General features: G+C 66.5%; 13 protein-coding genes. 9 read left to right on the top strand and 4 right to left on the bottom strand.

What is annotated here, in order from left to right; all coding sequences use genetic code 11:
- Positions 1-66: 66 nt before the first annotated feature.
- Genes QWY84_RS03100 through QWY84_RS03090 form a run of 3 tightly spaced genes read left to right on the top strand, consistent with a single transcriptional unit; the run spans position 67 to position 3,382 of the window.
- On the top strand, positions 67-1,281 hold the full coding sequence (locus QWY84_RS03100; protein ID WP_290200988.1) for an MFS transporter: 1,215 nt from the start codon (positions 67-69) through the stop codon (positions 1,279-1,281).
- Positions 1,278-2,573 (top strand): SGNH/GDSL hydrolase family protein, encoded by a 1,296-nt coding sequence (locus QWY84_RS03095; protein WP_290200987.1) that lies wholly within the window; start codon positions 1,278-1,280, stop codon positions 2,571-2,573. The genes QWY84_RS03100 and QWY84_RS03095 overlap by 4 nt, the downstream gene beginning before the upstream one ends.
- Positions 2,574-2,590: 17 nt before the next feature.
- Positions 2,591-3,382: an SDR family NAD(P)-dependent oxidoreductase gene (locus tag QWY84_RS03090; protein WP_290200986.1), complete on the top strand. Its 792-nt coding sequence runs from the start codon at positions 2,591-2,593 to the stop codon at positions 3,380-3,382.
- Between the two features lie 125 nt (positions 3,383-3,507).
- On the opposite strand, the gene QWY84_RS03085 is transcribed toward QWY84_RS03090, so the two are convergent.
- The gene (locus tag QWY84_RS03085) at positions 3,508-4,020 is read right to left on the bottom strand and encodes a MarR family winged helix-turn-helix transcriptional regulator (protein WP_290200985.1); all 513 of its coding nucleotides are present in this window, start codon (positions 4,018-4,020) and stop codon (positions 3,508-3,510) included.
- An 87-nt stretch (positions 4,021-4,107) separates the two neighbouring features.
- Between QWY84_RS03085 and QWY84_RS03080 the strand changes: the two genes are divergently transcribed.
- A complete protein-coding gene (locus tag QWY84_RS03080) occupies positions 4,108-5,046 on the top strand; it encodes an EamA family transporter (protein WP_290200984.1) in 939 nt (312 codons plus the stop codon).
- A gap of 32 nt (positions 5,047-5,078) precedes the next feature.
- Complete coding sequence (locus QWY84_RS03075) at positions 5,079-5,720, top strand: NAD(P)-dependent oxidoreductase (RefSeq protein ID WP_290200983.1); 642 nt, start codon at positions 5,079-5,081, stop codon at positions 5,718-5,720.
- Positions 5,721-5,807: 87 nt separating this feature from the next.
- On the opposite strand, the gene QWY84_RS03070 is transcribed toward QWY84_RS03075, so the two are convergent.
- Positions 5,808-6,350, bottom strand: coding sequence for a CGNR zinc finger domain-containing protein (locus QWY84_RS03070; protein WP_290200982.1), 543 nt, complete (start codon positions 6,348-6,350; stop codon positions 5,808-5,810).
- Between the two features lie 87 nt (positions 6,351-6,437).
- Here QWY84_RS03070 and QWY84_RS03065 point away from each other — a divergent pair, with 87 nt between their 5' ends.
- Positions 6,438-7,340, top strand: a complete 903-nt coding sequence (locus QWY84_RS03065; protein WP_290200981.1) for a DMT family transporter — start codon at positions 6,438-6,440, stop codon at positions 7,338-7,340.
- A 157-nt stretch (positions 7,341-7,497) separates the two neighbouring features.
- Here QWY84_RS03065 and QWY84_RS03060 read toward each other — a convergent pair whose 3' ends face one another.
- Entirely contained in the window at positions 7,498-8,145 is a 648-nt protein-coding gene (locus tag QWY84_RS03060; protein ID WP_290200980.1) for a TetR/AcrR family transcriptional regulator, read from the bottom strand.
- Positions 8,146-8,252: 107 nt separating this feature from the next.
- On the opposite strand from QWY84_RS03060, the gene QWY84_RS03055 reads away from it, so the two are divergent.
- From QWY84_RS03055 to QWY84_RS03045, 3 genes are all read left to right on the top strand, one after another.
- A complete protein-coding gene (locus QWY84_RS03055; RefSeq protein ID WP_290200979.1) occupies positions 8,253-8,993 on the top strand; it encodes an SDR family NAD(P)-dependent oxidoreductase in 741 nt (246 codons plus the stop codon).
- Positions 8,986-10,212, top strand: coding sequence for an MFS transporter (locus QWY84_RS03050; RefSeq protein ID WP_290200978.1), 1,227 nt, complete (start codon positions 8,986-8,988; stop codon positions 10,210-10,212). The genes QWY84_RS03055 and QWY84_RS03050 overlap by 8 nt, the downstream gene beginning before the upstream one ends.
- Positions 10,213-10,486: 274 nt before the next feature.
- Positions 10,487-11,044, top strand: a complete 558-nt coding sequence (locus QWY84_RS03045) for a dihydrofolate reductase family protein (RefSeq protein WP_290200977.1) — start codon at positions 10,487-10,489, stop codon at positions 11,042-11,044.
- On the opposite strand, the gene QWY84_RS03040 is transcribed toward QWY84_RS03045, so the two are convergent.
- Positions 11,020-11,892, bottom strand: coding sequence for a helix-turn-helix transcriptional regulator (locus QWY84_RS03040; protein ID WP_290200976.1), 873 nt, complete (start codon positions 11,890-11,892; stop codon positions 11,020-11,022). The genes QWY84_RS03045 and QWY84_RS03040 overlap by 25 nt on opposite strands.
- Positions 11,893-11,997: the final 105 nt, after the last annotated feature.

Here is an 11,997-nt window from a genome sequence, read left to right as displayed (position 1 = left end):
AGTCCAAGGAGCGCAGTCCGGCCATGATTCGGGGCGTTCAAACTTGCACTTGGAGGTCGACCAATCATGCCGATTGGGCTATTCGCGTTGACCGCCGGTGCCTTCGGCATCGGTGTCACGGAATTCGTCATCATGGGCTTGCTCCTGGAAGTGAGCGCCGATCTGGGCGTTTCTCTTCAGGCAGCGGGACTTCTTGTATCGGGGTATGCGCTCGGTGTCGTCGTCGGTGCCCCAATCTTGACCATCATCGCGGCGAAACTGCCGAGAAAGACCGTGCTAGTCGGGCTCATGGGCGTCTTTACGGTCGGCAACATTGCCTGCGCCATCGCTCCCACCTACTCGCTGGTCCTGGGCGCCCGTGTTCTCACTGCATTTGCCCACGGGACGTTCTTCGGAGTCGGCTCCGTTGTCGCCGCTGACCTCGTATCACCGAACCGTCGAGCCAGCGCCATCGCGGTCATGTTCACCGGGCTGACGGTCGCGACCGTGCTCGGCGTACCGTTCGGAACCTGGATCGGCCAGTCGTTCGGCTGGCGTGCCACATTCTGGGTTGTAGGCGCCATCGGGGCAGTAGCGATGGCGGCGCTAGCGCTGTGGGTTCGAGCGGATGAGCCGGGGTTCACGCGCTCCGATTGGCGGAAGGATATCTCCGTTCTGAGCCGACGATCCGTCTTGCTTGGCCTGCTAACGACCGTACTGGGCTACTCGGCCGTATTCGCCGTCTTTACGTACATCGCGCCACTGCTGACTCGAATTACCGGTTTCCCCGAGTCCGCGGTGTCGCCCATTCTCCTGGTGTTCGGGGGCGGCCTGGTCGCAGGCAATCTCCTGGGTGGCAGGCTGGCGGATCGCCATCTTGTACCGACCGTGCTCGGCACCTTGGTGACGCTGTCTGTCGTGCTCGGAATCATGACCTTCGCGCTGCGCAGCCCGTTTTGGTCCGTGGTCTCGGTCGGCCTTCTCGGAGCTTCGGCGTTCGCCACTGTCCCACCACTTCAGGCCTGGGTTCTCAGCCGAGCCGAGGGCGCCGGTCAAAGCCTCGCGTCGACCTTCAACATCGCCGCGTTCAACCTGGGCAACGCGGCGGGCGCTTGGGCGGGCGGCGTCATCATCTCCCACGGGCCTGGTCTCGGCGCGGTCACGTGGATCGCCGCACTGATTCCCCTTTGCGCAGTCGCAGTGGCCGCATCCGCCATTCGCCTGGACCGTCCGCGTATGCCCAGCGCCGAGCTGTTCTCGACCGCGGCAACTAATGCACCGAAAGGGGAGGAGTGTCCGTGACCACCACACACATCGGCTACTGTTGCGCCCGATCGACACGGTTCGGTCGCGTACTCATGCTGCTGCTGTTGCTCATGGCTTTGCCAACGGCCTTCGGCAGCGAAACCGACCGGCAATGGGTCGCCACCTGGACCGCCAGTCCGCAACCTACATGGCCGGAGACGTTCGTGCTGCCGGCGGGTGTACCGGAGCAGCTCCACCAGCAGACCCTCAGGCAAGTGCTCCGCGTAAGCCTGGGCGGAGAACGCCTGCGCATCGTCGTCTCCAATGCCTACGGAACCCGTCCGCTGACCATAGGTGCCGCGCACATTGCGGTGGCAGCTTCGGGCTCGGCAATCGTGCCGGAGACGGGCCGCACGATCACGTTCGGCGGCAGGCGCGACGCTGTCGTGCCGCCCGGGGCGCCGCTGATCAGCGATCCGGTGGATCTTGAAGTGGATGCGTTGACCACGCTATCGGTCAGCATCTACCTGCCGAACGAGACACCCGTGAGCACCTTTCACTGGGACGCGCGGCGGACGGCTTACATCGAGGCAGGCAATCGGGTGGACGCGCCTCGGTTGCGGCCGGATCAAACCATCACGACGCGTCTATTCCTTACCGGTGTGCACGTGGCGCGCGAGGACGCGGCCGGTGCCGTCGTGCTGCTGGGGGACTCGATTACCGACGGCAACGGCGCGCCCATGGATGCCAATGAGCGTTGGTCGGACTACCTGGCGCAGCGGCTGGTGCCTTGCGATCTCGCCGTGGTCAATGCAGGCATCTCCGGCGCGAGGCTGCTTTCCGACGGCATGGGGGAGAACGCGCTCGCGCGCTTCGAGCGTGACGTCCTATCGCAGCCGGGGGCAGACGCGGTCATTGTTCTGCTCGGCATCAACGATATCAGCTGGCCGGGCACCGCCTTCGATCCCGAGGGCCAGCCGCCCGAACCGGCGGCCATCATCGCGGGCTACCAGCAGCTCATCGCTCGCGCACGCCTGCACGGTGTCAGGGTCATCGGCGCGACCCTGACACCCTTCGAGAACGCGCTCGAGGGGACTCCGATGGATGACTATTATGATTCGGCCAAGGACAGGCTCCGGGGCCGCATCAACGAATGGATCCGCACCAGCGGCGCGTTCGACGCCGTGATCGATTTTGACAGGCAGCTCCGGGACCCGGATGAGCCTGCCCGGCTCCGGCCCGTCTTTGACTCCGGCGATCATCTGCATCCGGGCCGTGTTGGCAACAAGGCCATGGCGGACTACGTCGAGCCGGACCTATTGTGCGGAGTCAGCGACCGACACCACTGAAGCAGAGGGGACACATCATGCGAATCGAGCTTTCCGGCAAGACCGCCCTGATTACGGGTTCAACCAAGGGGATCGGATACGCAATCGCGAAACATCTCGCCCGGGCGGGAGCCGACGTTATTGTCAACGGCCGGACGTCGTCAGGCGTCGATCACGCTGTCGGCAGCCTGCAGGGCGAAGTGCCTGATGCGAACGTAACGGGAGCAACCGCCGACGTAGGCACGCCGGACGGCTGCGACGCCCTCGTGGCGTCGGTCCCGTCCGTGGATATTCTGGTCAACAATGTCGGCATTTTCGGTCCTCAGGACTTTTTCGAAACACCCGACGCGACCTGGACGGAGTTCTTCGATGTCAACGTAATGTCCGGTGTCAGGCTGTCGCGCGCCTACCTGCCCGGAATGGTCGAGCGCGAATGGGGGCGTGTGCTGTTCATCTCCTCGGAGTCTGCGCTCAATATCCCGCCGGACATGATCCACTACGGGTTCACCAAGACCGCCAATCTCTCGATCTCCCGCGGCCTGGCGAAGCGGGTTGCGGGTACGGGGGTCACGGTCAACGCGATTCTGCCGGGTCCAACGCGATCCGACGGGTTCGAGTCCATGGTGGGCACCGGCGAGGACGCCGACGAGACGGCAGAGGAAAAGGCCCGATCGTTCGTCATGGAGCACCGCCCGAGCTCCATCATCCGGCGGGCGGCGACGGTGGACGAAGTCGCGAGCATGGTCGTCTACGCTGCCTCGCCGCAGGCCTCCGCGACCACGGGCGCGGCGCTCCGGGTGGACGGCGGGGTCGTCGAAACCATCGCCTAGTGTCCTGAAACCCAAGGCATGGGCTGCCCGCGAGGCTGCACCGTCGGTGCCTGCATCAGGCCCTCGACACCGTGAGCGAGCCCAGGCGGCTGCCCAAGGGCTCGGTGCCGGGAACCGGCGCGGCCTCAGTCGCCGTCGTTGTCGGTGGCCGTGTCTCCGAAACTCAGCAGGAGCTTGCGCAGCAACGCGGCGAGCTCTTGCTGCTCGTCGTCACTGAGGCCGGCGAGCAGCTCGGTTTCGTTGTCCACGTGGTCCCCCACGGCGGCGTCGACGAGCTCACGCCCCGGGTCCGTCAGGCCGATGTAGAGGCTGCGGCGATTGCCCGGGTCGGTCTCGCGGGTCACCAATCCTCGCGCCTCGAGGCGATCGATCCGGTTCGCGATGGCGCCGTAGGTCACCATCGATGACTCGACCAGGGCGCCCGCCGTGAGGCGATAGGGAGTCCCCGAGCGGCGCAAGGTCGCCAGAATGTCGAACTCGTGGGCCTGCAGGTTGTGGGCCGCGAACCGTTCACGGAGCCGGCGCTCCAGTATCCGGGCGGCACGGGAGATCCGGCCGACCACCCCCATGGGCTCAGGATCGATATCCGGCCGCTCAGCACGCCACTGATCCAGCACGCGGTCGACGCTGTCTTTCATGAACACCTCAACGTTGGACTGTTTGACTGAGCTTAACAGATGTCCTAGATTGCTCAATATTCAATAGTTCAACATTGAGGTATCGCCATGCCATCAACACAATCCACAGAGTCGGCCTGGTCGAGGTCGCTCAGCAGCTCGACGGTCACCCTGATCCTGACCGGGCTCACCGCCCTTGCTCCCATCGCCTGGGGCACCACGTACCTGGTCACCACCGAGTACTTGCCCCCGGATCGACCCCTGTTGTCGGGGACGCTCCGCGCCCTTCCCGCCGGGCTCGCGGTGCTGGCGGCCACACGCACCTGGCCGGCGGGTCACTGGTGGTGGCGTTCAGCCGTCCTGGGGACCTTGAACATCGGCGCATTCTTCGCGCTCTTGTTCGTGGCCGCCTACCGCCTGCCCGGCGGTATCGCGGCAACGTTGAATGCAGTACAGCCGCTTCTCGTTGCCGGACTTGCCCTGGTGCTGCTCGGCGAGCATCCGACCCGCTGGCGGCTGGCATGGGGCGTGGCCGGCGTTCTCGGCGTGGCGTTGATGGTCCTGCGCGGCACCATCCCGCTCGATCCGCTCGGTGTGGCCGCCGGCTTGGGCGGCGCCGGCGCAATGGCGCTGGGTATCGTGCTGACGCGCCGGTGGGGGCGGCCGGTGGGCCTGCTCCCGTTCACGGGCTGGCAGCTTACCGCGGGCGGCCTCTTCCTCGCCCCCGTCGCGCTGCTTGTCGAAGGCGGTCCGCCGCCGCTGCATGCCTCCGAGCTGCTGGCGTATGCGTGGCTGGCCGTCCCCGGGACGCTGTTCGCTTATGCGCTGTGGTTCCAGGGCGTGGCGCGTCTGCCGGTATCGGCGATGTCCTTCCTGGGCCTGCTCTCGCCGGCGGTGGCCACCGGCCTGGGCTGGCTGGTACTGGGCCAGGCGCTGACGCCCGTGCAGATCGGGGGGTTCGCCCTGGCCCTGGCGGCCGTGGCAGCAGCGCAGATCAATCCCCAGGACGTTCGCGCGCGAGTGCGTGGAACGAATCATCACCGTTAGCCCACTCAGCACAACCCAGAGGAGTCTCGATCATGCGAATTGCAGTCTTTGGTGCCACGGGCAGTGTCGGTAGCCGGATCGTGCAGGAGGCCCTGTCCCGCGGACACGAGATCACCGGTGTCGCACGCAATGCGGCGCACCTCCGTGAGCTCTTTCCGTCCATCCATGCAGAAGCCGGCGACGTGTCCCAGCCGGCGGATGCCGAACGCATCAGCGCAGGGCACGACGTGGTCATCAGCGCAACGCGGCCAGGGACGGGGCAGGAAACGGCGCTGGTCGACGCAGCCCGCTCCCTGCTGGCCGGGGCCCAACGCACGGGCACGCGTCTGGTGCTCGTGGGCGGTGCGGCCAGCCTCAGGGTCCCGGACACCGACGGCCTGCAGGTCATCGATGACCCTCGCTACCTTGCCCCTGCGTACCGCGCCATCGCGGCGGCCTGCATCGGGCAGCTCGAGGCCTGCCGCGAGCACCGCGCCGTAGACTGGACGTACCTCAGCCCGCCCGCGCGTCTGGCACCGGGCGAACGTACCGGGACGTACCGCTTGGGCTCGGACGAGTTGCTTGTCGATGCGGCAGGTCATTCGGCCATCTCCATCGAGGACCTTGCGGCCGCCTTGATGGACGAGGTCGAGCATCCCAGGCATCGACAACGCAGGTTCACCGTCGCCTACTGAGGCGGCACGTGACCACGGCCGCGCCCGTACGGGGGACGGCACGACCCGTGCCGTCCCCCGTTCCCCGAGATGATATGGCAACCGGTGTCACCGCCCTTGCTGCCGCTCCCGGAACGCGGCGACCTTGGCCCGGTTGCCACAGGAAGCCATGCTGCACCAGCGGCGTGACCCGCGTCGCGAGCTGTCCACGTACAAGCGGCTGCACCAGGACGCATCGCATTCCCGGATCAGGCGGGCGCGGTCACTGCCAAGCAGTACCACGGCCTTCCGCGCCAGCGTGGCCATGACCGCTTCCGTGTCTCCCGAGCGGAGAATCCCCCCGGAGGCGCCCAGAGCCATCGTCACCGGTGGCGCCAGGGCCATGCCGTTGACGATGGCGCGATCCGACTCCGCAAGCCTCGTCCCATCCCGCGTAGCAATCGCCAGCCGGTAAATGGCCTCTCGCAGCTCAATGGCTCGCATCAACTGCTGTTCGTCCACGGAGGGGGGTACGTCGAGCAATCCTGCACGGACGATCCACTCGCGGAAGTCATCCGGGGTGCGTAGCAGCTCGGCCGGGTCCGCGTAGCGATATTGCATCGTTCCGGCGAAGTCCAGGGCCGGATCGCCACTGACGAAGAGGAATTCCATTCCGCCAAGCTAAACCACATGGACAGGTTACGGAACCCTCGATTATGCTTGTAACTGGTTAATATGGTTACGAAGGAGGGCATGCCCGTGAACGGACCGGAGGACGCACCCGCCGAAATTGCCAGGGCGTCACAATCGCCCCTTGGTCGGGGCGGTACCGTCGTGCCGGCACTGTTCGTGCTGATGTGGAGCAGCGCGTTTATCGCTGGTGTATTCGGTGTCAGCGCCGCCCCGCCGTTGCTCCTCGTCTTCGCGAGATTCGCCATTGCGGGCGTGCTTCTGACGCTGCTGGCACTGGTTGTCGGGGCACCGTGGCCGCGGGGACGGGAACTCGGGCACGTGATGGTTTGCGGTGTTCTAATGCAGGCGCTGCAGTTCGGCGCCTTCTACACGGCTCTCGACAAAGGCCTCCCCGCGGCGATGGTGGCGATGCTCCAGGGCCTCAATCCAATCGCTGTCGCGCTGCTGAGCGGATCGATGCTCGGCGAACGGTTGGATGGCCGCCATTGGCTCGGCTTCGGTCTGGGGGCGGCGGGCGTGCTGCTCGCCGTATTCGAAAGAATCGGCTTCGCGCCCTCCGGGGTCATCCTGTGCCTGCTCGGCCTGGCCGGACTGAGCCTGGGCACCGTCTATCAAAAGCGGTTCGCGCCGCACATGAACGTCATGAGCGGGACCGCCGTTCACTTCCTGATCAGCGCCCCGGTGGTGGCTGCGGCGATGCTGCTGCTGGAGACGCCCAGGGTGACAGCGTGGGGGCCGTTTGCGACATCGCTGGCTTGGATGGTCCTGGTGAACTCGGTTGGCGCGTTTCTGCTGCTGAACACGATGTTGCGTCGGTCGGCCGCGAGCCGGGTCAGTACGCTGTTCTTCCTCACGCCTTCGGTTACGGCGGTGCTCGCCTGGTTGCTGGTGGGTCAGGCGTTGCAGCCAGCCGCCGTATTCGGACTTGCGCTGAGCGGCGTGGGCGTACATCTCGCCACCAGGCGGTAGCCCCCGGAAAAACCTGGAAGTAACCAAAGGACATTCCCGCCGGGCGGACGCGACCGATTCTGGAAGCGTTCAACCCCGGCGACACCGAGGCGTTCAGCGCGGTGCTTCTCGGCCAGGACGGTCGTCTGCCGTCACGGCAGCGCGCCTTCCTGGACCTTCAGGTTGAGCGCGTCTCTTCACCTTGACCGGCGCCGGTTTCGGAGGTGCGGCCCGCCAGCCGATCCCAGCCAGCCATGGCGCAGTCCGCGATCGCTAGAAGCTCCTCGCGGGAGGCACCGTCTCTGGCCTGTATCGACATGCCGTGCTGGACGGTGGCGAAGTAGCTGGCCACGGACCGGCAGTCGGTCTCCGGGGGGATCTCGCCTTCCGCCACGGCCCTGTCGAGGCGCCGTTCGAGAACCGCCACGTTCTCAGCGCGACGCCTGCGCAACTCCTCGGATACCTCCGGGCTGGTGCCCTGCATCTGCGGGGCGGACAGCACGATCATGCAGCCGCGAGGCTCGGCACCGCGGGTATAGGCACAGGCCGTGGCACGCAACATTCGTGCTATGCCCTCCCGCGCGCTCGCGGCTTCCGGCACCTCGTTCCAGATGCCGTCACCCTGCGTGCGGACGTAGAGCTCCACCGCCTCCTTGAACAGGGCCTCCTTGCTACCGAAGGCGGCATACAGACTGGGGGGCCTGAGGCCCATGGCATTGGTCAGCTCAGACAGCGAGGCGTTGTCGAAGCCTCTTAGCCAGAAGACCTCCATGGCCTGGCGTAGTGCTGCCTCCCTGTCGAATCCGCGCGGTCGTCCCCGGGGCACCGTATGAACCTCTTCTGTATCGCCTTATACATAAACACATTGACATCGGGTTTCGCCTTCTTCAACCTTATTTCTGTAGTGTTCGTTACATATAAGGAGGCAATTCGATGTCATCACTGACTGGAAAAGTTGCATTGGTCACCGGGGGTAGCCGCGGCATGGGTGCGGCCATTGCCAGGTCGCTGGCCGCGGAAGGTGCGCGGGTCGCGTTGACGTACGTGCAGTCCGAGGACAAGGCGCGGTCGGTGGTCGCGCAGATCGAGCAGGCCGGCGGCGAGGCGCTGGCCATTCGTGCCGACAATCAGGACCCAGCGGCCGTGGCATCCGCCGTGGATGCGGCCAGGGAGGCCTTCGGGCCTCTCGACGTCCTGGTCAACAACGCGGGGATCTTCGATGCCGGGCCCTTCGACGAGTTCAGCGTGGCTGACTTTGACCGGACCATGAATATCAACGTTCGCGCGGCATTCGTCGCCACCCAGCGAGCCGCGGTGGACATGCCCGAGGAAGGCCGGGTGATCACCATCGGCAGCAACCTGGCCACGCATGTGCCTTATCCCGGGATCAGCCTCTACTCCCTGAGCAAAGCCGCCTTGATCGGGTTCTCGCGGGCCCTGGCACGGGAGCTCGGCTCGCGTGGCATTCGCGTCAACGTCATCCATCCCGGGTCCACCGACACGGACATGAATCCCGCCAACGGAGAGCTGGCCGATGCACAGCGCGGCACCATGGCCATTCCGAGCTACGGAGACCCGAACGACGTGGCCAGCCTGGTGACCTGGCTCGCCGGGCCCAATGCCCGGTCCGTGACCGGGGCCGAGGTCACCATCGACGGCGGCACCAATGCCTGAACCGATGGCTCCGACCCACGCGTCGGATGCGTCACCGCGCGGGGGCCTGACGGTCCCCGCGCTGGCGTTTGCCACGGGCGCGGTGACCACCACGGAGTTCATCGTCATCGGCCTGATGCCGCAGCTGGCGACGGACCTGGGCATTGCGCTGGATTCGGCCGGATGGCTGATCACCGCCTTCGCCATTGCCGCGGCCCTCGCGGGCCCCGTTGTCACCCTGATCGCGGCCCGGTGGCCGCCGCGGGTCGCGCTGGCGTCAATGCTGGCGATATTCGGTCTGGGCAGCCTGATTGCCGTCGCCATTCCGTCCTTCGGTGTCATGATCGCCGTGCGCGTCATACAGGGCGCGATCCTGACGGCCTATGTCAGCCTCGCAAGCAGCGCGGCGGTCGCCGCGGCCCCCGTGGACCAGGGGGGCCGGGCCGTGGGACACGTGAACCTGGGCACGGTAATCGGCATCGTCGTCGCGGTACCCGCCGGCGTGGCCATGGCGGAGGCGTTCGGATGGCGCGCCGTATACATCGGGCTCGGCGTTGTCACGCTGGCGGCGGCGCCCTGCCTGCTCCGGATCATGGGGCCGTCGCGCCAGCAGGCCGCCGCCTTGCCCCGGGGTCAGGTGAGCATTGTCGGGAGACCCCGATTCCTGGGGCATTTGCTGCTGTCGGCACTTCTGTTCACGGCGATGTTCAGCGCCTACAGCTATATCGCCGGGTTCCTGCAGGCCGTCCTGGGCCTCTCGGGAAGCGGGGTAGCCGCAGCGCTGTTGGGCTTCGGGGTTGCCGGGATCATCGGCAACTGGCTGGCCTCACGAGCTGTGGACCGGGAACCGACGCGCCTGACTGCCGTCGTAACGTTGCTACTGGTGCTGGCCACTGCCGGTGCCTACCTGACACGCGGCAGCCCGGTGCCGGCGGCGCTGCTCCTGGCCGTCTGGGGCGGGGCGCACATGGCTGCGTTCGTGGCTTGCCAGGTCCGGGTCATGTTCGCCGCGCCGGATGCCCAGGCGTTCGCCGCCTCGCTCAACATCTCGGTCTGCAATCTGGGCATCGGCGCGGGAACCCTCCTCGGCGGCTGGGTCGCCACGACCTTCGGGATCACGACGGTTGTTCTGGGGGCGGCGCTGATCGGCCTCGGGGCGTTCGCCCTGGGCGTTCTGCTGTGTCTGGCGCCGTCTGGTGGCGGGACATGGACGGCGCGTAGGCATCCGAATCCGTGTTGACCTGCTCAAGCATTCTTCCGGACTCCCGCCAATCCCTTGTCATGTCCCGCAAGTCGATCCGCGAGAACCACAACGTCCTCGTGCGCCCCATCGATCGAGGCTCGGTGTCGGTGGTCACCGAACTCCTGGTACTCGATGGCCACGTGGTGTGTCGCCTCCACGCCCAGGTAGCCGGAGGGGCACCCGCCCGTCGATTGTTCGTCCACCGACACGACCACATGGGTAAGCGCGACGCGACGCGGATTGACGTACCGGAACGAAGGGAGCGAAGCGCATGCCCCGATTAATCATGTGGAACATGATCACCCTGGACGGCCATTTCCAGGGGGCGGAGCCCTGGTCCATCGACTGGCTTGAGTACACCTGGGGGCCGGAACTGGAGGCCTTCTCCATGGAGCAGCTCAACGCCGCCGGGCGGTTGCTGTTCGGCCGGGTGACGTACGAGGGCATGGCCGCCCACTGGACCCGGGAGACGGGGCAGATCGCGGACATCATGAATCGCCTGCCCAAGACCGTCTTCTCCCGCACGCTCGCACGGGCCGATTGGTCCAACACCGACCTGGTCGGCTCCGACGCGGCGGCTGAGGTCCGTCGGCTCAAGGAATACCCCGGAGACGACATGTTCATCTTTGGCAGCGCGACACTCTGTGACGGGCTCATGGCGCAGGGCTTGATCGACGAGCTCCGGGTCGGCGTCAACCCGGTGCTGCTGGGGAGCGGCACGCCGCTGTTCAGGCCGCGCCCCTCCAGGCTGCGTCTGGAGCTGATCGAGACCCGGCCGCTGAGCTCCGGCTGCGTAATCCTGCGCTACAGGCCCGATCCGGGGAGCTGATGGATGGGCGCCGCTCGGTCCGGGGCGCTGCCTTCGTCGAGTCGGCCTGCAATCCGCCGCTGGGTGGATGCATCGCCGCAGAAGACGATGAGCACGAGGTCGGACCGCTCCGTGGCGTGGAAGAACTGCGTGACGAAATGCAGCTCGCCGAGTTCCGGGTCATGCAGCTGCTTTTCGGCCGGCGTGCGAACCTCCACCTGGTGCTCGGGCCACCATCTGGCGAACTCGGGACTGGCGATGGTCAGCTCGGCGGCCACCCGCCGAAAGCGCTCGTCCCCCGGGTGGCGGCCATAGTCACCGCGGAAGACCGCCATGCAGTGCCTGGCGTGCTGCTCCCAGTCCGCGAGCCGCTCCCGGAATGATTCGTTGCAGAAAACCATGCGCAGCGCGTTGCGCCGGGCGTCCGTCCTGAACAGCTCGGGCATGACCTGCTCGGCCGACTCGTTCCAGGCGACCAGGTCCCAGGGGCCGGCCACGTAGTAGGCGGGGTGTGGGTTCAGGGACTCCAGCACCCGCTGTTGCGCCACCTGCTCCGTACCGCCTGGCGCGGGCCTCTGCTCGGTCTGCGTTGCGGGGGAAATGCCGGAGAGCGAAATCAGGTAGTCGGCTTCCGAGGCCGTGAGCTGGAACGCGTCGATCAGCCGCTCGAGCACATCCCGGGAGACGCCGACATCACGGCCCTGCTCCAGGCGTGTATACCAGTCGGGGCTGATGCCGGCGAGCTCGGCGACCTCTTCCCGGCGCAGCCCGGCCACGCGCCGGCGTTTGCCCACCGCAAACCCCGACGACACCGGGTCCGTGCGGCCGCGGCACGCCCTCAGAAAGGCGCCCATCTCCTGTCGGTCCATCGTCGCTACCACTGGTTCAGGCTGGGACTAGAAGTCCTAGGATAATGACTTTCTTGTTGCCATAACCCGCCGAATTCACAGTGCATATGCGAACTCATTCCTGCA

Source organism: Aquisalimonas lutea (assembly GCF_030409225.1).
GTDB classification, from domain to species: domain Bacteria; phylum Pseudomonadota; class Gammaproteobacteria; order Nitrococcales; family Aquisalimonadaceae; genus Aquisalimonas; species Aquisalimonas lutea.
The sequence above is the reverse complement of the archived record's forward strand: the minus strand, read 5'-3'. Positions and strand labels throughout refer to the sequence as shown.